This window comes from Paenibacillus kobensis NBRC 15729, from assembly GCF_004000825.1.
GTDB lineage: Bacteria > Bacillota > Bacilli > Paenibacillales > Paenibacillaceae > Paenibacillus_T > Paenibacillus_T kobensis.
The window spans coordinates 15489-38254 of sequence record NZ_BILZ01000046.1 but is presented as its reverse complement, the minus strand read 5'-3'; the positions used below and the strand labels follow the sequence as shown (position 1 = coordinate 38254).

13 protein-coding genes are annotated in these 22766 nt (G+C 50.8%); 12 read left to right on the top strand and 1 reads right to left on the bottom strand.

Going from position 1 to position 22766, the window contains the following annotated elements:
- Positions 1–7 precede the first annotated feature (7 nt).
- Positions 8–373 carry a DNA-directed RNA polymerase subunit beta gene (locus PKO01S_RS21475; RefSeq protein ID WP_127533488.1) on the top strand — a complete coding sequence of 122 codons (366 nt, stop codon included), beginning with the start codon at positions 8–10 and terminating at the stop codon, positions 371–373.
- Between the two features lie 193 nt (positions 374–566).
- Here the strand turns inward: PKO01S_RS21475 and PKO01S_RS21470 are convergent, their stop codons facing one another.
- Positions 567–2750, bottom strand: coding sequence for an Ig-like domain-containing protein (locus tag PKO01S_RS21470; protein WP_127533487.1), 2184 nt, complete (start codon positions 2748–2750; stop codon positions 567–569).
- Positions 2751–3001: 251 nt separating this feature from the next.
- Between PKO01S_RS21470 and PKO01S_RS21465 the strand changes: the two genes are divergently transcribed.
- The 11 genes from PKO01S_RS21465 (at position 3002) to PKO01S_RS21415 (ending at position 22571) form a co-directional block, all read left to right on the top strand.
- Positions 3002–3577 (top strand): CDP-alcohol phosphatidyltransferase family protein, encoded by a 576-nt coding sequence (locus PKO01S_RS21465; RefSeq protein ID WP_127533486.1) that lies wholly within the window; start codon positions 3002–3004, stop codon positions 3575–3577.
- 168 nt (positions 3578–3745) lie between these two features.
- Complete coding sequence (fabZ, locus tag PKO01S_RS21460) at positions 3746–4177, top strand: 3-hydroxyacyl-ACP dehydratase FabZ (RefSeq protein ID WP_127533485.1); 432 nt, start codon at positions 3746–3748, stop codon at positions 4175–4177.
- A gap of 129 nt (positions 4178–4306) precedes the next feature.
- Entirely contained in the window at positions 4307–6019 is a 1713-nt protein-coding gene (locus PKO01S_RS21455) for a phospho-sugar mutase (protein ID WP_127533501.1), read from the top strand.
- A gap of 13 nt (positions 6020–6032) precedes the next feature.
- On the top strand, positions 6033–8201 hold the full coding sequence (locus PKO01S_RS21450; RefSeq protein WP_127533484.1) for a DUF5693 family protein: 2169 nt from the start codon (positions 6033–6035) through the stop codon (positions 8199–8201).
- Positions 8165–9292 carry a polysaccharide pyruvyl transferase CsaB gene (gene csaB, locus PKO01S_RS21445; RefSeq protein ID WP_127533500.1) on the top strand — a complete coding sequence of 376 codons (1128 nt, stop codon included), beginning with the start codon at positions 8165–8167 and terminating at the stop codon, positions 9290–9292. Before PKO01S_RS21450 ends, csaB begins: the two co-directional genes overlap by 37 nt.
- 23 nt (positions 9293–9315) lie before the next feature.
- Positions 9316–10113 carry a WecB/TagA/CpsF family glycosyltransferase gene (locus PKO01S_RS21440; protein ID WP_127533483.1) on the top strand — a complete coding sequence of 266 codons (798 nt, stop codon included), beginning with the start codon at positions 9316–9318 and terminating at the stop codon, positions 10111–10113.
- A gap of 111 nt (positions 10114–10224) precedes the next feature.
- On the top strand, positions 10225–11355 hold the full coding sequence (locus PKO01S_RS21435) for a glycosyltransferase family 4 protein (RefSeq protein WP_127533482.1): 1131 nt from the start codon (positions 10225–10227) through the stop codon (positions 11353–11355).
- A 190-nt stretch (positions 11356–11545) separates the two neighbouring features.
- Positions 11546–15694, top strand: a complete 4149-nt coding sequence (locus PKO01S_RS21430; RefSeq protein ID WP_127533481.1) for an S-layer homology domain-containing protein — start codon at positions 11546–11548, stop codon at positions 15692–15694.
- A gap of 580 nt (positions 15695–16274) precedes the next feature.
- Positions 16275–19220, top strand: coding sequence for an S-layer homology domain-containing protein (locus PKO01S_RS21425; protein WP_127533480.1), 2946 nt, complete (start codon positions 16275–16277; stop codon positions 19218–19220).
- A 304-nt stretch (positions 19221–19524) separates the two neighbouring features.
- Positions 19525–22032 carry a hypothetical protein gene (locus tag PKO01S_RS21420; RefSeq protein ID WP_127533479.1) on the top strand — a complete coding sequence of 836 codons (2508 nt, stop codon included), beginning with the start codon at positions 19525–19527 and terminating at the stop codon, positions 22030–22032.
- 14 nt (positions 22033–22046) lie between these two features.
- Complete coding sequence (locus tag PKO01S_RS21415; RefSeq protein WP_246070673.1) at positions 22047–22571, top strand: hypothetical protein; 525 nt, start codon at positions 22047–22049, stop codon at positions 22569–22571.
- The last annotated feature ends 195 nt before the right edge of the window (positions 22572–22766 follow it).

Here is a 22766-nt window from a genome sequence, read left to right as displayed (position 1 = left end):
TATCGAGATGAATACGAACTGGCAGCAATCGACGGTTCAGGGCAGCAGAAGCGGAGCCGCAAGTACGGCCGAGTCGCCGGCAGCGGACGATATTCGGCGGGATGTGCCGGCAGCAGGACGCGGACAGGCGGGGCCTAAGCGGTCCGAGCGAGGCGGTACGTCTCCATCGTCAGGCAAGAAGCCGAGACGCAGAAAGAAGCGCAGTTTGTGGCTCAGGTTATTGCGAATGACCGTCGTGCCGATTCTGCTGCTCTGCTCTATCGTCGCTGGACTGTACGTTGGCTACAGCGTGTTCGGCAAGCAATCCGGCGGCGAAGCGTTCCAGATGGAAACTTGGAAGCATCTGTATGATCTTATGTTCTCCAAGGCGTAACCGAAGCATGGAACGAAGACAAGCCTGGTCAATCGACCGGGCTTGTCTTTTGTTTGTCTGGCTCAAGGGGCCTCATACAGACCGGCCGGCGGCAGAGGTATTTCAATAGGTACCGATTCGACGGCATCTAAACAGTGCAGTAACTCAAAACGGCGTCTCCAGGGTGTTGCTTCCCGGGAGACGCCGTTTTGAGTTACTTGACGGTTACGCGAACGGTTGCGGTCTTGCCGCCGAATTTCGCTTTGATCGAGGTGGTGCCTTTCGCTTTCGCTACGATGACGCCATCCACAATCGCTGCAACGTTAGCATTCGACGATGACCATACAGCTGCGGAAGTTTGCTCAACCATCGTGCCGTCGTCGTAGAATGCTTTCAGTACGACGGACTGCGCACCGCCAATTGTCATCTTAAGCGACGATTCAGACACAACAAGCGTTTTGAGCTTCGGAACGACCTTGAGCGTAATCGTGACCGATTTGTTCTGGTAGGTGCCCGTAATGACTGCTATTCCTTGCTTCACGGTTTTGATCGTGTTCTTGCCCGAGAATGCAGCAATCGTCTCGTCGCTGATGCTCCAGTTCACCTTCGTGCTTACGACGGCTGTTTTGCCGCTCTTATAAGTAGCAGTAACCTTCAGCGACTTGGATTGTTTCGGATTGAGAGTCAGGCTTGCCGGATCGACGACCAACTTCACCGCTTCTTCTTCCACTGCGAGGGCTACTTTAACTGTTTTGTTCAAGTAAGTACCGGTCAGCGTAGCATTCGCTGCTGCAAGTCCTTTGATGCCGGACGATTGAACGAGAATGTTAGAGGAAGTCGATTTCCACGTCACTTTCTCAGTTACGTCCATTTCCGTACCGTTCTCGTTCACAACCGTTACGAGCGGGAATGCGTATTCCTTGCCGATAATCATGCTCAGATTGTCTACTGCTGCCGTGAGCAGAAGCGGCTTTTCATTAACCGTAACATTGACGCTGACCGTCAGTCCGTTAACGGAGGCGCTCAGTACGGCAGAACCTGCCGACACTGCTTTCCACTTACCGTCCGCTATCGAAATAACGTCCGCGTTGTTGGACTGCCAAGTAATCAGCGATGAGATGCTGATCGAATCGCCGCCGAACGAAGTCGCTTGTACTTGAGGGAGCGATCCGGTCTGTCCAGGGTACGTATCGATCGTTTTGGCTGTATCGCTAATCGTCATCGTTGAGACAGACGGCATGACCGTTACTTTAATCGAACGGCTAATGCCTTTGTACGTTGCTTTGACCGTCGTAATGCCTTGTCCTTTCGGAGTGACAACGCCGTTGCTGGAAACCGTTGCTGCCAAAATGTTCGAAGAAGACCACTCGGCAGTCGTTGTTACATCGATCACCGTATTATTGTAATCGAGCGCTTGAGCGGTCAGAGAGACCGGCTGGTCATGCAGTTGGAAGTTCAGATCCGTTCCTGGCGTCAGCTTCAAATCTTGCGCGCCTTGGCGTACAGCTACCGTAACGGTATCGGTAACGCCCATATACGATGCTGCAATCGTTGTTGTTCCTGCGCCAATCGCCTTGACGACCCCGTCTTCTACGGTTGCGACTGCAGCGTTAGAGCTCGTCCAGTCTGCTTTATCCGTAACGGATTCCGTTCCGCCGCTTTGAAGCTGCGCTTGCGCGGTTAAGGAGACATCCGCTTCGCCGACTTCCATCTCGAGCGGGTCGGAGCCGGAGATGACGATCGATTGATAAGGAGAAGCAATAGTAATTTTGATCGAATCGGACTTGCCTTTGTAGCTGGCCGTAATGGTTGCCGTGCCCGCGCCATTGAGCTTAAGCTTGCCTGCTTCTACGGACGCGACGGTTGTATCGGAGCTGCTCCAGCTAGCGCTGCTCGTCAGGTCGCTTGCTGCGCCGTTCTTCGAACCGCTGAGCGTATAGCTGATACTCTGGCCTAACGAATAAGATGCTTCGCTTGGCGCCAAGCTGCCGCCAGATTGAATCGTCACGTCATCATACAGCTCTTCGACGTTGACAGTAATTGATTTTGTATAGCCGCCATAGGTAGCGCTAATCTTCGCCGTTCCTTTGGCAACGCCTGTAATGGAGCCTTGAGTTACTTTGGCGATTGCCGTGTTGGAGGACTTCCAGGACGCGGTGTCCGTTACGTCCACCCGTGAAGAAACACCGGAAAGGGTAGCGTATAAATTTAAGTTGTAAATGTCGTCGGCGGCATAGATCGAAATTTCGGATGAAGACGTGTCGAATTCAAGATTAGTCACCGTGTCGGCGGCAAAAGAACGGTCCGAGAGCCAAGTGATCGACAGCATGACGGCTAGCGCCAAAGCAATGAAGGAACGCGCCGTTGTCTTCTTAGGGAACAAAGGATGTCGCTGCATGGAGTAGAAAGTACCTCGCTTTCGTAATTTACTCTGTTAGTTTCTCTTTAATAATAACGGCTTCAAGGGAGCGATAATGAATACCGGAAGCAACTTTTGATCATCATGACGGCGATTGCACCGCTAAGAGGACAACTTTTCGAGTGAGGCGGAGTGTTGGCGGAACAGTTTTATTTTTTAATAGGTAGAGGTATAATGGTTGGGTAACTTTGAAGCAGTATCCAATTCGTGCCGGCAAAGGACGTGAACGTTTGAATCTTCCGAATCTGCTCACTTCATTGCGATTTCTACTCATACCGATCTATATCGTTGTTTTCGAGGGCGGAGAACGAATGATTCCGGCGTTCGGCGTTGTTGTGCTTGCCGGACTGACGGACGTTTTGGATGGATATATCGCGCGCAAGCGAGGGCAAATTACGGCAGTGGGAGCAATGCTTGATCCGCTCGCGGATAAGCTGATGCTTATTACGGTCATTTTGTCTTTGCTTCTAACCGATCATATTCCGCTGGCGGCGGCGATTCTAATGTTCACTCGCGATCTCGGGATGATTGCGGGGTCGGCTGTGTTTCATTTCAGCGGGAGAAAAACCGTTCCGGCGAATTGGATGGGCAAGCTGACGACGGTGCTGTATTACATTGCGATCCTGTTCATCTTCTTCGAAGCGCCCTTCGCCAAAAGCTATTTGTGGGGTGTAGTCGTCTTTTCATTCGTAACGTCAATTATGTACATGATTAAGATTTTTGCGATTAACCGCGATGAAGACAAACCTCATGACGGCGGCAGCGGCGGAATGTCAGGACAATCGGGCAGCGCGCGCGAATTATAACCGCAATACAAAGAAGCTCGACACCTCTTCGCTTAAAGCTTGCGGCATTCGAGCTCCCTTATCTTAACCTGCGCGAACTGCAGTTTCCGCGAAGGATAGTATTAGGTTGTCACCGATCGGGGGAGGTTATGCTTCCGGCCGGCATTATTTTTTGTAGGAGGAATTGTAATGATGGACATTAACGAAATTCAACAAATTATCCCGCACCGGCAGCCGTTTCTGCTTGTGGACCGTATTCTCGAGGTGGAAGAAGGCGTTCGTGCCGTCGGGATCAAAAATGTAACGATGAACGAGCCTTTTTTTGCAGGACACTTTCCAGGGCATCCGGTTATGCCGGGGGTATTGATCGTAGAAGCATTGGCACAGGTCGGCGCTGTCGCGATTTTGAAAATCGAGGGGAACCGCGGAAGGCTGGCGTTTTTTGCTGGCATTGACGAGTTCCGCTTCCGTGGACAGGTGACGCCGGGCGATACGCTGCGGCTAGAGGTCGAAATTACGCGCCTGAAAGGCAAAGTGGGCAAAGGCCATGCCGTTGCGAAGGTGAACGATAAGGTCGTAGCCGAAGGCGGCATCATGTTCGCGCTGTCCGATCCGTCCTAAGCGGGTTATTGCATAGGGATCAGCATAAGCATCCATAGACAATATCTTAGACTAGACATAAGTTTGGCGGATAGAGATGAGAACGCGATAAGCGAGAACATGGGAGAGAGGAATGGTTTAAGGATGACGATGACAGTGAATGAAGCGGCGCTAGCGAAGTACGAGGAGTGGAAGAACGATCCGTCGATCGACGAAACGACCAAGGAGGAACTCCGCGGCATCGCTGGCAATGAGAATGAAATCGTTGACCGGTTCTATCGGGATCTGGAGTTCGGTACGGGCGGTTTGCGCGGCGTAATGGGAGCCGGAACGAACCGTCTTAATGCCTATACGGTCGGCAAAGCGACGCAAGGCTTGGCGGATTGGGTGCTCTCGCAAGGGGCAGACAGCCCATCGGTCGTTATCGCTCACGATTCCCGTAATAATTCGCCGGAATTTGCGCTGGATGCGGCGTTGGTGCTGGCGGCTAACGGCATTAAAGCCTATTTGTTTCCGTCGCTTCGTCCGACGCCTCAGCTGTCGTTCTCTGTACGCGCGCTGAAGGCGACTGCGGGCATTGTCATTACAGCCAGTCATAATCCTCCAGAATATAACGGCTACAAAGCATATAATAAAGACGGCTGCCAGCTTGTGCCGCATGAAGCGGAACAAGCGATTGCGAAGATTCAACAGGTCACTTCGTTCGGTCAAGTGCGCACCATCAGCCGCGAGAAGGCGGAAGAAGGCGGACTGCTGCAATGGCTGGGCCAAGCTGAAGACGAGCAGTTCATCGATACGGTAGCGTCGTGCAGTCTGAATGCCGAACTGCTGAAGAGCGGACTAGGCGAGCGCGTATCCGTCGTATTCACGCCGCTTCATGGCTCCGGTAATTTGCCGGTTCGGGGCGTGCTTGCGAAGGCGGGATTCAGCAACGTACATATCGTGGCGGAACAGGAGCAGCCTGACGGCTACTTCAGTACGGTCAAATCGCCGAATCCGGAGGAGCGCGAAGCGTTCACGAAGGCGATCGAGCTTGCGAAGCAGGTGGATGCCGACATTATAATCGGTACGGACCCCGATGCTGACCGGATGGGCGCAGTCGTGAAGAATAACCAAGGCGAGTATGTCGTTCTTTCGGGCAACCAATCCGGCGCAATCATGGTGTACTATACGCTCAGCCAGCTGAAAGAGAAGGGCAAGCTTCCAGCGAACGGGATCGTTGTCAAGACGATTGTGACGAGCGAGATGGGAGCGGATATCGCGAAGTCGTTCGGCGTAGACGTCGTGAATACGCTGACGGGCTTCAAGTACATCGGCGAGAAAATGACGCAGTACGAAGCGACCGGGGAGAATACGTTCCTGTTCGGTTATGAAGAAAGCTATGGCTATCTGACCGGCACTTATGCCCGCGATAAAGATGCTGTAGTCGCTTCCTTATTGATTTGCGAAGCTGCGGCATACTATAAAAATCAAGGAAAAACATTATACGACGTATTGCTCGAGCTTTATGCGCAATACGGCACCTATTTGGAAGGCCTTCAGTCCCGGACGCTTAAAGGGCTGGACGGTGTACAGAAGATCGGTGCCATCATGGAAGACTGGCGCATCAATCCGCCGGTTGAGATTGCAGGCATCAAAGTGAATAGCGTACTCGATTACAGCGTGGGCCTGAACGGTCTCCCGCCTGAGAACGTGTTGAAATATATGCTTGCAGACGGCTCGTGGTTCTGCCTCCGGCCATCCGGCACGGAGCCGAAGATCAAAGTGTATTTCGCCGTTCGGGGACAATCGCAGCAAGATGCTTCGTCGGCGCTGGAACAGCTGACGGCCGTCGTAATGAATCGTGTCGATCAACAAGCGTAAGGAGAGGACATACGTGCTTCAATGGCAGCTATGGAACCGTAAGTTCAAGGTTGTATTGTGGGCGCTCGCGCTCGTTGGCGTGATCGCTGCGATACCGCTAGGAGCGTTGCGGTGGCAGATGGAAGGAACATCGAAACAAGTTGAATATGTGATGGATTTCAAAGATATCGAGTTGGTAGCTTCGTACCAATATGATCCGCACGCGTTCGTCGAGGAACAGCTCGTAAGCATGAAAGAAGCTGGCGTGACGACAATGGCGGTATTCGAAGCGACGTTGGACGAGCTCGTCATGGCGAAGCGGCTGAACGTGTTCAGCAATTCGCAGTTGTCGCTGCTGGAAGGAAGCACGCCTGTGCCGGGCCGCAACGAAACGTTCGTGCTGTTCGCCGGCTCCGAGGAGGAGCGTATGCTGAGCCCGCTCATTACGAGTTCGTTCGAGCGTGCTGGCATTGCGGTCGAGCCTTGGTCGTTGAACGGCCGCGCGGGTCTCAAGATAAGCGCGCCGATCGAGACGGCTACGCTTATCTCGATGAATCCTGATCCGATTGCACTGGAACAAATTCATAATGCAGGCTTCCGCATTCTGCCGCGTTTGTCGGACCGGATTCGTCCGTATAACGAAGCAGAGACGCGCGGGCTGCTGGAGCAGCTCAAAGGGTACGGGGTTGACCGCATTCTGTTCGACGGCGATGCTGTCAAAGGCTATAACGACAATTCTGAGCTTCGCAGCTTAAGTTCGTTCGCAGCTCTGTTGAAGGAAGGAGGCATCGGTATTGCGGCCATTGAGGGCTTGAAAGCGCCGCAGCTCGGATTTAATACCCTTGCTTATTTGACCGATTACAACGTCGTTCGTCTGCATTCGATCGCAGACAGCCTTGCAGCGACAATATCGCCGGAAACCCTTAAGGACCGGTTCCTGCTTGCAGCCAAGGACCGCAGCATCCGGATGTTCTACTTGAATGTCGGAGCAAGCCGCAGCCTGGACAAGGGCGGCGTCGTCCATCCGCTGGATACGCTGGCAGGCGCATTGAAAGGACCTGACGGCACGATTGAGAAGCTGAAGGATTTCGGATTCCCTCCAGGTCCTGCTCAGCCTTTCGATGTTGAAAGACCAGGCTGGGCGAAGGCGGCCAAAGCTATCGTATGTCTCGGCGCCGTCAGTCTGATCGCGCTATTGATCGGCGCGTTCGCGGGCTGGTTGACGATTCCGGCATTCGCAATTGGCCTGATTGGCAGCGCTGGCTTGTATGTTGTGTCGAAGCCTATGCTGGAGCAAGGCTTGGCGCTTGGCGCGTCGATCAGTGCACCTACGCTCGCGTTGATTTGGGTGCTGCACGTCATCCGCAGGCGGACGGAAGGAAGCCGGCGCCTAGTTGGGGGCGCAGAGTGGACTGCCAACAACAGCCGGACGCATGCTGCCGCAAGCGCGGAGAACGCTGCACCGGGCTGGAGTGCCATGGTCGGTGATATTTTCAACGTCGGCCGTGTGAAGTGGGTGTTCGAGGGCTTGTCGGCAAAGAGCCGGTTCAGCAACGCGATCGTGTTGTTTATCGTTACATCGCTCATTTCGGTGCTGGGCGTTCCGTATGTGTTCGGACTTCTGAACAACATCACTTATACGCTCGTTTTACAGCAGTTCCGCGGCGTTAGCCTGCTGCATCTTGTGCCGATTTTTCTCGTCGCGGTATATCTGTTCCTGTACATGGGATCTTCCGTATGGGCGAGCCTGCGCAGACTGCTGTCGATCCGTATTAATATCCTGATGGTCGTTGCCGCTGGCGTATTGGGTGTAGTCGGGTTGTATTACTTGTCCCGCACGGGTAATGAAGGACAGGCATCCTCGGTTGAGATGATGCTCCGCAATACGCTTGAGACGACATTCGGCGTAAGGCCGCGCTTCAAGGAGTTCGCAATCGCGCATCCGCTGCTGCTCCTCGGCTTGTTCCTGTCGCTTCGTTACCGGGCGGCATGGGTATTTATGATCATAGGCTCAATGGGGCAGCTGTCGATGGTCGATACGTTCGCCCACATTCATACGCCGCTGCATATTTCGATGATCCGCGACCTGCTTGGACTTGGCATCGGAGCGATTATCGGTTGTGTATTCATTGCTGTATGGCAGATCGGAGAGATAGTATGGCATCGATGGGTTCGCGCCAAAATCAGTCCGTCCGCCGAATAATCGTCTCCGGCTACTACGGTTTCCATAACAGCGGCGACGAGGCGGTGTTGAAATCGATTCTGATTGCGCTTCGCGAGGTTGGCGAAGCGCAGGGCGTTACGATTGAGCCAGTCGTCTTGTCCGGTGATCCGGCATGGACGACGAAGATGTATGGCTGCGAGGCGGTGCCTCGGATGAGCCCGTCTGTACTGCTTCGCGAAATTCGCCGCTGTGACGGTCTCATTAGCGGCGGCGGAAGCCTGCTGCAGGATGCGACAGGGTGGAAGACTATTCCCTATTACACGGGTGTTCTTAAGCTGGCGCAGTTTCTAGGCAAGCCTACGTTTATTTATTCGCAGGGCGTCGGACCGGTTACCCGGCGTTGGTTATTCTCGCCAATACGCAGCGTTATGAAGCGGAGCCGATACGTATCTGTACGTGATGACGAATCATCAGCGCTGCTCGCATCGATAGGCGTGCCTCGCGACCGTATTGAGGTCGTGCCGGATCCGGTTATGGGCCTGCCCCTCCCGGATAAAGCCAGTGCTGCCGCGGAAGGCGAACCTGGATTGCCAATCGTCGGCGTGTCGCTTAGGCATTGGCGCAAGGACGGCGCTGACCTTACGCGCGCAGCGGCAGCGCTCGCCGAATTGGCGAAACGTCGTGCGGTGCGCCTGCGTTTCCTGCCGTTTCATACGCCGGACGATGCAGAGACTTCGTCCATCGTGATGGAGCGGCTCGCAGCGCTCGGAACGGGCGAAAGCCGCGTCGAGCTTGTCTCGCCGGGCGATGATCCGCAGCAGATGCTGCTCGAAGTTAGCCGCTGCAACATGCTCTTCGGCATGCGCTTGCATGCGCTGATCTACTCGGCGAACCAACGGGTGCCGATGATTGGGTTGTCCTATGATCCGAAGATCGATCAATTTCTGAAACGTCTTGGGCTTGCTGCGGTCGGTACGACCGATCAGTTGGATCCGAAGACGTTCGCAGACTGCGCGGAAGCGCTGCTGGACGATCCGGATGGCTGGCGAGTCAAGCACGGAGAAGCGATCGATAGGCTGAAGCGCGAATCACAGCGACCGGCGCAACAAATCGCCGCGCTGCTTCGTTAAATCACAAGAAGGTGAACACTCGCATGACGACATCAATATTGCCAAATAAGGCAGCAGCGGGGGAACTGCCGAATCGCGTTCCTACCGTTTCAATTTACGGACTGCCGTTTAGTAAATTAAATATGGATGATACGGTCAGCTACTTGACCGGGGCTATCGAACGCCGTTCCGTTACACATGTCATAACCGCGAATCCTATCATGGTCATGACGGCAGTTGACGACCCTGGTTACCACGCGATGATGCGGACGGCGGAACTCATTATTCCGGACGGCACGGGCGTCGTGTGGGCGGCTAATTATGTAGGCGAACCTGTCGCGGAACGCGTACCGGGCTTCGATCTTCTTCATCGGCTGATGGACGTCGGCCAATCGAAGGGTTGGGGCGTCTTCCTGCTCGGTACGGATCAGCAGACGATCGATCAATCGGCAGACAATCTGCGCATCAAGTTCCCGCGCACAAGGATTGTCGGCGTCCGTAACGGTTATTTCGGACCGGAGCAGGATGCGGAAGTCATTGCGGCTATCCGCGAGGCCAAGCCCGATATCCTGTTCGTCGCACGATCCGCTGCAACGCAGGAACCGTGGATTTCGCGCTATAAGCATGAGCTGAATGTTCCGCTTGTTATGGGAGTCGGCGGCAGCTTCGACATTATTGCGGGCAAGCTGAAACGTGCCCCGAAACTGTTCCAGAAGCTGCGGCTCGAATGGTTTTATCGGCTTCTGCAGGAGCCTGCGCGCTATAAGCGGATGCTTGTTTTGCCGAAATTCGTCATCAAAGTGATTCGCGAGAAAGAAAAGGTGACTAAAACTAGTCCTTAATCGTGAAAATTGCTGAAAATCGGCTAAATCGGCAGAAATCGAGGATGGCGATTATTTTCAGGTCGGAGTATAATCATTTCCGGTAGAAAATAAGAGGAGTTGGATACGCCTGTGGGTATTCTCTATGGCATTTCATTCGCAATTGCATTAGTGCTCGCGCTCGTCATGACGCCGCTCGTCAAACGATTCGCGTTCGCGGTCGGTGCAATCGACAAACCAAACTATCGAAAAGTGCATACACGTATTATGCCGCGGCTAGGCGGTCTTGCCATATATGTCGCGTTCGTCGGCGCTGTTCTCATTGCGCTCCCGTTCATTCCAGAAGGGACGCTTCGCGGCTATGACTACAACATGATTCGGGCCATTCTAGTCGGCGGCACGATTATCGTGCTCGTCGGCGGTTTGGATGACCGGTTCGAGTTGTCGGCTAAGGTGAAGCTGATCGGACAGATCGCAGCTGCTTGCGTCGTCGTATTCGGCTTCGGGGTTAAGATCGATCTGCTGAACATTCCGTTCGGCGATGCGATGCAGCCTGTTGCCTCGTGGCTCAGTATTCCGCTAACGATTCTGTGGATCGTAGGTGTTACGAATGCGATCAATTTGATCGACGGGCTCGACGGCTTGGCGGCAGGCGTATCGGGCATCGCAATCGCGACCATTCTAGTAATGGCTGCGATTATGGGCTTCGTACCGGTTATTCTGCTCAGCACGATTCTGCTCGGCGGCATTATCGGGTTTCTGTATTATAACTTCCACCCGGCTAAGATATTTATGGGTGATTCGGGCGCCTTGTTCCTAGGCTTCTGTCTCGCGACGCTCTCGATGCTTGGGTTCAAGCAGGTTGCGATCGTATCGTTCGTAACGCCTTTGCTCATCATCGGAGTGCCGTTGTCTGATACGTTCTTCGCGATCGTGCGCCGCTGGCGCAGCAAGAAGCCGATCTTCGCGCCTGACAAAGGCCATCTGCATCACTGCTTGCAGGAGCTTGGCTTCGGCCATCGCCGCACGGTACTGATCATTTGGGCGATCGCCGCTTTCTTCGGAGGCTGTGCGATCGTACAATCGACGCTTACGAGCTCGCATGCGGCCAACTGGGTAACCTTCGTCGTCATATGCGTGCTGATGTTCTTCCTTCAGATCGGTGCTGAGCTTATCGGCATCGTCGACAAGTCGAAACGTCCGGTATTAGATCTTCTGTTCCGAAACCGTCTCAAAGCGCAAGCTGATACTCGTTCAAAATAATCCAGCTCTTATACATGAATACAAGCTCCGGTATCCTTAGGGAACCGGGGCTTTTTTATATGACTGATTTGTTTAAGGATTGCCGAGGGATGAATGAAATGGCGGAACGGCCTAAACTTTTCCGTTCTCGTCTCCGATAACAAAAGTACATGAATTATTCGAGACTTAAGGTTATTGGAGGAGGCTTATTGTGGCTAAGAAATGTAGTATTTGGTTTGTCGTCCTGTCGCTCTTAATCGGCCTGCTGCAGTTGACTGGAAGCGAACGGGCGATCGCTGCGACTTCCGGCAATTTCGCGTTCCCGAGCGAGTTCGATACGCCGGCTAACGCAAGGGTAACGACTAACGGATTGGTAACCATTACAGGTACGCTTAATGGCGTTAACCCGTCCACCATCTCTTACAGCGTATTGCAGGTTGTGAATACGGACCCGACTGACCCGACCAAAGAGAAAATTGGTTCCAAGCGGGAAAGCCTAACGAGTAACATCTATGTAAACGGCAACTCGCTGCAGGTGTTTAACATCCAGTTGTTCTCAGGGTTAAATAAACTGACGTTCCAGGGCTCCAAAGGCGGCGGTCTTGTGGAGAACTCCATCTACATCGACTATCACGATGGCCCGACATTGTACGATCTTGAAGCTTCCTTGTTCGGCAACAGCTTCCCGATGAACGAATCGTCGACCACTGTCGTGTATGCGAATGCGACAAAGGGTAAAGCTCAGACCGAGATTTCGATTTCGGGTAAAGCGCCGAATGCGCAAAGCGTAACGGTCGAAGTGAACGGCAGCAGCCGTACGTTCAGCGTGAACAGCACGAACAACTACTCGTTCGTCGCTTCGCCGATTACAGTCCAAAAGGGCAAAAACTTGGTGACGATCAAAGTAAGCAACGGCACCCAGACGATCGAAACGACTCGCGAAGTCGCGTTTTACAACGGTGCCGTAACGTTCTACGATATGTCTCTTAGCGATGCTGCGGGCAATAAGGTCTCGATGGAATACAGTCCAAGCTTGATTACCGACAAGACGGGTATGAAAGTGACGGGCCGAGTAATCGTGCCGAACTACTATGGCAAGGTAGGTTCAGATCCGACGAACCGTCCGCATCCGGATCCAACAATTCCGCTTACTTCGCTGAAGGGCGAAATTTATGCAGTTGGCAGCAGCACGCCGGTAGCTACAATTTCCGGTGCCACGATGACATCTGCAATTGTACAGCCTTACACGGAAACAGACGCTTTTTTCATATACGACCTGTCTTTTAATGTCAGCAATGCGTTGAACTTTAACCAGCGTTATAACGTACGCATGCAGGCGAATAACGAAGTGAACATCGCGAACGGAACGACGCCTACGGTAGAAGGGAATAATGCTCTCTACTTTACTCTCGTCGATACGGATACGCCATTTATTGAGCAAGTGAATTATTTGCCTGGTTATCGGCCTGGCAACTTCCTTGGCCTTGATTCCGACTCGCTTGATGGCAAAAGCTTGTACGGCATGCCGATCGGCGTAGAGGTGCTCATCGGCAACCCGGCGAATCTGGACACATCAGGCGGTCTTGCTGATGCTAATGGTACAACAAGCGGACTGATTATCGATAAAATTACGAATAACGCAGGTAAAACCGCAACAACGGGCTACGACGTTAAGGTACTGCAAGAATCGGAAGAGCTGCTGACCGTGAACGGCAAAACAGGAACGTACAAACGTATTTTCCTCGAAGTGAACAAACTTCCGTTCGAAGGCAAGCAAACGATCCAATTTAGCGTTAAGAACGTATCTGGAGCAGTTGTTACCAAGACGGTAACGGTAACGATGCTGTTCGGTCCGTATGTCAGCTACAACAAACTGTTCGACGGCATGATTCTGGAAAACGATACGACTTCGCAGACGACAGCCAGCGAAATTATCGTGAACGAACTCGAGTCGTTCGCAGGCACAATCCAGAACGTAAACGATACGGACGAAATCCGGTATGAGCCGGAGAAGGACGTTAACGGCAAGACGATCGGTGTTCAGTCGATCTTCTTCTATGTGAATAACGTGGCGTTCCAACTCAAGCCGAAAAGCACCGATATTCACGATACGAATTTCGAGCTTGACCGTGATATCGATGATGATGGCACTATCGATGTCGATCCGGAAGATATCTTCGACGTCATGTTCGCAGGCGAGAATACGATCCGGTTCGTCTTCCAAGGCACATCAACGTTCTACGAACGTTCGGTGAAGATGAATCTGGTGCCGACGAACTTGCCGGTTATTCCGGTCGACGGCTCGGCGGGCGTGTTCCCGTTCACTTACACACCAACGGTTAACGATAAAGAAATCATTCCGATTCCGAACGATCCGAACTTCCCGATGTCCGGCTCTATCTATACGACGTCCAAGTCGAAGATGAACGTATTCGGTACGTTTGATTTCATCGATCTGGGCAGAACGGTGGACGTAGACAACTTTATGCCGCCGGCGAACGTTGCCCCGGATTATATTCTGAAGATCACGTCTTCCGCTTCGAAAGAAGTGTATCAATGGGATCTGTCTCAGCCGTTTGTTATCTACAGCAGTGAAGATGCGAACGTCAATGCGATCTATGATCCGAACGGCAAAGGCATTTCCGGCTTGCTGGTTGTACGCTACGATATCGCGACGCAGTCGTTCTCTTTCATTCTGAAGGATCAGGATTTGAATTCGGACGGAAGCTCCAGCGTATACAACTTCTACGTATATAACAGCGGTCTATACGGACCGAAAGCAAGCTACCGTATGGAGGTCGATCCTACCGCGCTTCCTTACGACATCGTTCGTCCAATTCTTCCGGCGAAGAGCATCGTGAATCAGAACTTCGTCGAAGTGATTATTAATGCGAAAGGCGCTCAATCGGTCGTCATTAACAAAATCAATGCCGAGAAGACGCAGTTCGATGCGGACTACGACGGAACGGTCGACTGGTACGATGCTTACCGCGCGACGGTTACAGATCTGAAGGTAGGCAAGAACACGATCAAGTTTACGATCAAGAGCGCGAACGATACAACAACGGGCTCAATTGATGTCACTTACGCGCCTACGAATATCCCTGGCGCACAGTATATGAAACAAATGGCTTCTTCGCAAAAGGTGTTTGACGGTGCGCTGACGCTCTCGTTCCCGAAAGGGACGACGCTCATTCGCAGCGACTATAACGTTCCGGCAGAATTTAAGAACCAAGTATTCACCGGCCATAACCTTCTGTACTCCATTGCGAACTCCGAGGACGGTGTCGTAGACCGTCACGAATTCGACGGATGGCCAGCCGATTTCGATCGAATCGTGACGTCGAGCGGCGAGCAATTCAAGTTCTCGTTCCCGACCCGGTTCGCGAAGGCAAGTCCGGTGTACTGGATTGACGCAGGTCTGGCTGACGACACGACGAACGGCAGACTGTACGATCCGGTGAAGTATGGCCTTGAGCCGTACCAATTCCCGAACAGCGGCGTGCCTTCCTTCAACAACCGCGCTTCGGACCGCGAGCTGATCGCTTCGAAGACGGGCAAGCTGACGCTGTCCTTCGATCCGAACATGAAGGACGCGGTAGGCACTTTGATTACGGTGTACCGTTACGACAATCAGAATAAGTATTGGGAGAACGTCGGCGGCGTCGTGGATTTGAAGAAAAACACGGTTACCGTTCCGTTCACCAAATTCGGTTATTACGTAGCGGCTAAGATGGTTTACTCGTTCAGCGACATTACGGGTCACCCTTATGCACGCAACTATATGGAATCGATCTTCTCCAAAGGGATCTCGAACTCGATCGGTTATGACGATTTCGGAGCCGATATGTACACGACACGCGGCGAATTCGCACGCATGATCGTCAAAGCGCTCGACATTCCGCTTAACTATGAGCTGGGCAACCCGTCCTTCGACGATGTGCCGCAGATCGTCAACCCTGACGCTATCTGGGACTACCGTTATATCGAAACGGCGGCCCGCGCCGGCATCATCCGCGGAACGCAGCCTCGTACATTCGATCCGAGCGGCAACTTGACGAGGGAAGAGGCAGCCGTTATTCTGGCCCGAGCGCTCGAATTGAAGCTTGCTACCGATCCGGTCAAGATCGCGGCGGATCTGGAGAAGCAATTCAAGGATCACGGCAACATCAACTACTATGCGAAAGCATCTGTTGCTGCGATTGCGAAGAAGGGCTATATCAAAGGCTCGCCAGTCGATCCTTCTGATCTGAAGAAAGGTTATGTATTCGAACCGAATTCCAACCTGCTCCGTTCGGATGCGGCGATCATCGTAGGCAAGATGCTTATTGATCTGAAGAAGCTTCCGAAGCTGAACTAGAAGAGCATTGAGTTAGAAGCACACAGGGAAGCGGTTCCCGGATAATCCGGGAGCCGCTTTCTTCTTGCACTCCTGGCAAACTCGCTTTTTCGACATCTATCAACTTACAGCGTTTTGGAAAATCTTTTGCATCGACGGTATTAATACTCGCAAGTTATACTAAGGTAGTCCCACAGGAGAGACACACAACGCAAACGGTGAGGCGCCAAGAAATGAAAAAAGTTTCGGAACATCCGCAACTTTTCCGCACCCAGCGCGTCTAACAGTAAGGAACAAGGCAATAAACAGTGTGTATCTTCTAATATGAGAAGTGGTACATATTCTCATCGCCCTCTTTACGCTAGAAGTAGACTACTGTATAATGTTATAGTGGCCTAGCTTCTCTACCAGAATTTTCTTTCCTAGTTTACGAGTTTCTGCGACATGTTTTTACATAATGGGTTTAACATGATTGCAGACATCATTTATAACAAATTACTGCTCAACTCTAGAAAGGGGGTGAATCGGCCATGAGGGAAACGAGCAATACACTCAACACTCTCAACAACCGAAGCAATTTAGAGGAGGAGAAAAAAAGGTTATGAAAAAAAGTTTATCTTTGCTCGTAGCTGTCTGCATGGTGTTCTCGATGTTCGCATCGGTAGCATTCGCAGCTGACGCAGCACAACCGAGCACGCAACAAAAGTTCGACGCTCTTAAAGAACAAGGCATCTTCACTGGTTATCCAGATGGTAGCGCAGGTCTTGACAAAAACATGACGCGCGCTCAATTCGCAGTAGTACTGAAACGCGTAAACAACCTCGAGAACGCAGCTGCAGCATCGAAATACGTTGACGTTCCAGCTAAACACTGGGCAATCGGCGAAATCGGTGCAGTAACGAAAGCTTCTCTGATGCAAGGCGTAGGCGCTAACAAATTCGATCCTAACGGCAACGTAACGATCGAAGCACTGGCAACGACGCTGGTTCGCGCACTGGATCTTGAGCCTGTAGAAGGCGCAACGGTAGCAGGCGCAAGCGCATGGGCAGCTGGTTATGTACAAGCGGCTCTTGACGCTAAAATCATTCCATCCGCTACGAACTACAAAGCAGCAGCTACGCGCGGTCAACTCGTTGACGCAACGTATGCATTCGTTGGCGGCGTAGTATCGGTTAAATCCGCTGTAGCAGTTGATGCTAAAACGGTTAAAGTAACGTTCTCCGACGATCAAGTTGTAACGAAAGAGCTTTCCGAAGCTCTTAAAGCAGGCGTAGCTACTAAAGTTACGGTTGAATACAACGGCAAATCGTACACTGTAGAAGTAACGCTTGGCGTTGTTGCAGCTGAAGCTAAAGCAGCAGGCGCTAAAAAAGTTGAAGTTAAATTCAACCAAGGCGTTGACGCTTCGAAAGTAACGTTCGCAGTTTATAACCCTACGAACGTTCCAGTTAACGTTGCTAAAGTAACGAACTCCGATGACAAAGCGACTTACACGCTTGAGCTCGCTTCCAAACTCATTAAAGGCGAGTACACGGTTAAAGCTAACGGTCTGAGCCAAGAAGTTGTTGCTAAATTCACGGCTGAAGACGAAAAAGTAGCTAAAATCGAATTCGTTTCCGACAAAGCAGCTCTTGACCGCAGCAACAAGAAAGTAGTAACGGCTGCAGTTAAAATCAGCAACCAATACGGTGAAGACGTAACGTCGAACCAAATTGGCAGTGTAACTTTCAACGCTCAAACGGGCATCTCGGTTGCTAAAAAACAAGACAACAGCGGCGTGCTGGTAATCACGACGGCTGGTAACGACTTTGCAATCGACAACAAAATCCTGGTTACGGCACTGCATTCCGGTGCAGCACTGTTCGCAAGCGCAACGCTGACGGTTTCCGATCAAGCTCGCGTTTACGACATCGAAGTATCGAAACTGTACAACTCCGACAGCTCGGCTACGCTGAACGTTAACTCGACAGCTAGCGACTTCAAACTGGTTGTAGTAGCTAAAGACCAGTACGGTAACGTTATTTCGGATCTCAACGTACTGCGTGAAGATCTGATCGTTACGAACACGAACTCTTATGTTGCTAAGTACGCTGAATTGACTGTTGCGCAAAGAACGTACGCAAACTTCACGTCTGAAACGATCGACGGTAAATCCGCTACGGTTCTTGCACTGGCTCCAGGTACGAACGGCACGACGCCTGCTCTGACGGCTGGTACGGCTAAGTTCACGTTCCTGACTCCGTTCTCCAGCAAAAACGCAGCGTTCGACGTTGTAGTTAAAGACAAAGCAAAAACGAAAGACATCACGCTCTCCCAACCTGCTCTGGCAGTAGCTGGCGAGAAAATCGAAATTCCTTTCACGGCTGTTGACCAATTCGGCAACGCTATGAAAAACGCTAAAGACCTGAACGCATCCGATGCATTCTTGCTCAAAGCAACTTCGTCCGGTACACTGGCATTCGAGCAAGACTATGTTAAAGGTACGGCTAAACTCGTACTCGACACGAAGAATGTTGCTGCAAAAACGTTTGTAACGATCAACCTGATCTCGTCGACGAACGTTGCACAAAGCATTAGCTTCACGTTGGTTGAGGCAGCTAAAGGCGCAGTAATCTCCGGCACGAAAGATTTCACGAAAGACTTCTTGAAAGACGCAACTGGCACGCTCAAAGCAGGTAACGTTGTAGTTAAAGACCAATACGGTCGTGACTTCTCGCTCGACGCTTCGTACCGTGTAACGGTTAAATCGTCCGACACTAGCAAAGTGGTACTGGGCGGCGTTAAAGTAGCAGACGACGTGTACAACGTATCTGATGCTAACGGCGCAAGCCTCAATGCAAAAGGTAAAGGCGCTGCTACGATCACGCTGACGCTCCAAAAAGACGGCACTGACGTAGAAGGCAGCCAATACACGTTCAACTCGAAAGTAGTTGAAAAAGCAGACGTTTCCTCGTACGAAATCGCTGACGTTGCAACGCTGTACAGCGCAGCAAGCGGCTATGCTGCTGGCTACGACAAAGCTCTGACGGTTAACGGCGTACTGGCTGACGGCTCGAAAGTTGTTGTACCAGCTGGTTACTACCAAGCTTTCGTTTCGGGTGATGGCGTAAGCATTAACAATGCAGGTAAACTTCAAGCAACTGGTAACACTGGCTTCGATAACGGTAACAAAGAAGTTAAAGTTACGGCTATCGTTGATGGTGCTAACGGTCCTGAAACTGTAACAAAACAAGTTAAAGTAAGCACGGCTGCTCCTGCACCGGTTAAACTTGAAGTTGTTGAGAACGGTAAAGCTAAGAAAGTTGACACGAACGTTATCTCCGCTTCGCAAGCTGATGTTCGTGCTAGCCTGGCAGCAGTTGCACAAGACGCAGTGAAAACGACGGACCAATACGGCGTTGAACTGACGAATGATGTAGTTGTTCCAGTTCCTACGAACCTGCCAGCCAACAAAACGGTAGGTACGATCGAAGCTGGCGACACGTTCAACGTAACGGTTGTCAACAACGGTATCGCTATCTCCTTCAAAGTAATCGTAACGGCTTAATAACCGCTACTGATTCGCAAAAAGAACCGAGCTTGCTCGGTTCTTTTTGTTTTGTTTTAGTAATGAAGTCAAATCCATTTCTAAGAACAGCCTGCAGGATCAGACCTGCAGGCTGTTTTATTTTGCTCAAAATAAGTCGTTATATTCTTAGCAAGGCCTCTGTTCATTCTCCGTTCATATAGTCGCTGTAAAATAAATGATAAGAATTGTATAGGAAATCGTAGGAATGCAGCAGGAAAGAGAAACATTTTGGCAGATTGAAGCGTCAAATAAAGTAGGAACATTTAACTAAAGGGGTGCAAGAATGAAGAAGGCACAGAAGTTCGGTATCGCAGTTGCATTAACCGCATTAAGTATTACGACCCCGCTGCAATTCGTACCATCGACCGCACAAGCGGCGACTGTCAAAACGAGCGCAGCTGTTACAGCTATTCCGAAGTTGAAAGTATCGAGCAAAAGCAGCATACAAATTCAAGATTTTCAATTTGTTTATGGCGTCAATGAGAAGACGTTATATTTTACGGCTACCATCTATAATGGCGACAACAAGGAATTGGACTTTAACGATTATAATCTAGAACTGTACACCAAGACCGGTACAAAATATAAACTGACGCTTCAAGAAAGCGACGCGAAGAAAGGGAAAGTGTCGCCGAATACATATCAAGACCTGCATTTCTCTGCAAGTGTCAATTATCAGTCGAATCTATCTGATTTTAAGTTTTCTTTGATCAAGTGGGATTTCAGCCAACCCGATTATACGTTGAAAGTGTCGGAAGTATCTGTTCCAAGCGGTTACAATCCAATTGTTCCGGCTGTAACAGGGAAGGTTGTCAAACTGAATAGCGGCAAGAAGCTGAGCACCATTCTGGCTAATTCTACATTTACGAATGTTGCAGGAAAGATTGAAGTGATGAATACGTTCCGCATTACGAACTATAGCAATACGCCGATTGATCTGAATACTTTATCTTTCAGCTTGAAGCGCCCTGGCGGCGGGTTGGTGAAACTTGACGTAGATGCGGGAACAACGACTACTCTTTTAACTGGGGTCTCTAAGGAAATTAAACTGTATGGCGTTCTGTCTGGCACGAAGATCGATAATAATATGCAGTTGATCGTCACAGAAACAAGCGGAGAATCGAAGACGGAATATCCGGTTGCCACGTATACGATTAAACCGATCACAGGCAATAATAGCTTCACTCCTGCCGGCAAGACTGCACCAATAACGGTCGAAGGCGAGAAGGTCGACACGCTCATTCGAGAAGCCTATTATGAGACGTCAGGTGATACGCAAACGTTGTCTATGTATGTGGATCTGAACAACGCCGGCAAGTCTGCAGTGAAACTATCGGGCTACACGTATACACTGTTAGCTTCGAATGGCGCCCTGTACCCTGCAATCAATCAATCTACGGATGCAGTTGAATTGTCGCCGCAGATCAAGAAGGAGCAATATTTGCAGTTCTCGCTTCCGTCCAATGTGAATGCAGAGAACGCAAAGCTCATTATTCGCAAGACGGTGGAGGAGTCTAAGAATAGCTATATCTTGGGTGTATTCGGCGTTCCTCCTAAGCCGAATCAAGAGACAGCCAGCGGAAATTCTGTTCTTCGAATGACGGAACAAGGTATGTTTGAACTATCCGTAGGCAAGGTTGACCGTCTGCCATGGGGCAGTGAGGATCTAATCAATGCAGACATTACGATTCGTAACGTTCAACCATCGATTAAAACAATACCGAATGTTAAAGCGACGTTTATTATTAATGGCTTGAAGGTCGATGAGAAGAACATCGTATCGATTAAGACCGATACGAATAACGCGTTGGAGTCGAATACATCTTCGCATGTCTATATCTCGACCAAGATACCATATTCTACGACCTTAAATAATGTAACGATAGAATTGAGCGAAATTGGATCAGGCGACGGCACTGCATCCAATACGAAGTCTCTCGGACGAATCCAAATTAACGCAAGCCAATTTGCGCCAAGACTAATCAAATCGAACGATACGTACGATATTATTGGTACGGGCAGAAAGTCGTCTCTTAAAGTTGTACAATCAGGCGTATACCACAATGAAACGAATGAGACGAAGCTTGTATACACCGAATTCGAGCTTCAGAACAAAGAAGCACGCTTTGCGGAACTGCCGAATCTGTCAGCCTTCTTCCAAACGAACACCGGCAACTATATCGAGACGACGTTCAAAAACGTCGACACTAAGATTACGCCTAACGGTAAGGTGCTAGTCATGGCTTCTGCACAATTCCCAGAAAGCTACGACACTTCGAATATGAAGTTCCTGGTCGGCCAAAGCATCGCAGGAGGATCATTCCTGACCGGGGAAGGCAAAGCAGAGGGATTCGTTCAAGGGGTACAATACGAACTCCCTGCAGAAACAACAAAGGTTAGTACAACGCTCGAGAAAATGGAGATCAACCCTTATATTTTGACGTTGGACGACTTGTCGCTTGCCCAAGAAGACATCTATGATTTCAAGTTAAACTTTGACCACACGTTAAGCAAATGGATTACTTACGAGAAATTGGCGGACAAACATCAAGTAGTCTTCGAGATCGTCGATAAAGATACGAGAGTAGAAAAAGCAGTTGAACTGGAAACGGGCGACGGTGCGTTAAAGCTCGGTACCGATGTGGATTCGTCTGTATCTTTCCACGACGAGAAGCTGTGGGGACTACTGTTCCGTGAATTCACTCTGAACGTCTACGATCAATATCAAGGGCACAAGAAGCTGATCGGAACGTACAAGATGAATGTTGCGCCTTCTAATCTATATCTCTAAAGTGAGGTAGCAGCGTGAAAAAAAGATTCGTACAAATGACAGGTATAGCGGCAGCAGTTATTATTGCCGCTGGCATTGGTCTACAGTTCCAAGACGGTAAAGTAAGCGGTGCAGATGACAGCGCAAGCCCTGGATCCGTGAATGATCCAGTCGTAACGAAAAGCTATGTCGATCAAGCTGTCGCTAATGCAGGGAACGGCTTGAGTATGGAACAAGTTCAGCAAATGCTGGATCAGCTGAAACAGGAACTTGCCGCAGCGAACACGAATGAAGTCGTGGTCGTTTCGGTACCTGCAGGCAAGACTTTGATTGCGAAGGACGGGGCTGAATTCGTCGTCCGAGCCGGCAAGGCTGTCGTCTACAGCGCTGATGTGAACGGCATTTCCGATCTGACTGACGGCAAAGATATTACGAACGGCAAAACCGTGCCGAACAATCATCTGATCTTATTCCCTCGCGGCGGACGCGGCGTCATGCCGGATCCGGCCCAGAAGAACGGGCTTACCGTTCTTGTACGCGGACAGTACGAATTGAAGTAAGTCAATAAGCAGTTGCTTCAGCTATTGTTAATCTTTTATAGGTTTTCTAATCCAAGACGGTCTCCGGTAATCGGAGGCCGTCTTTCGTTAGGCCAGGTGCCAAACTATCCTAATCCTTCCCTCGATGACAAAAGGTTATACGCTTCAACATAGGCCACAAGGCGCACGATAATAGCACAGGCAACAACAATCTTA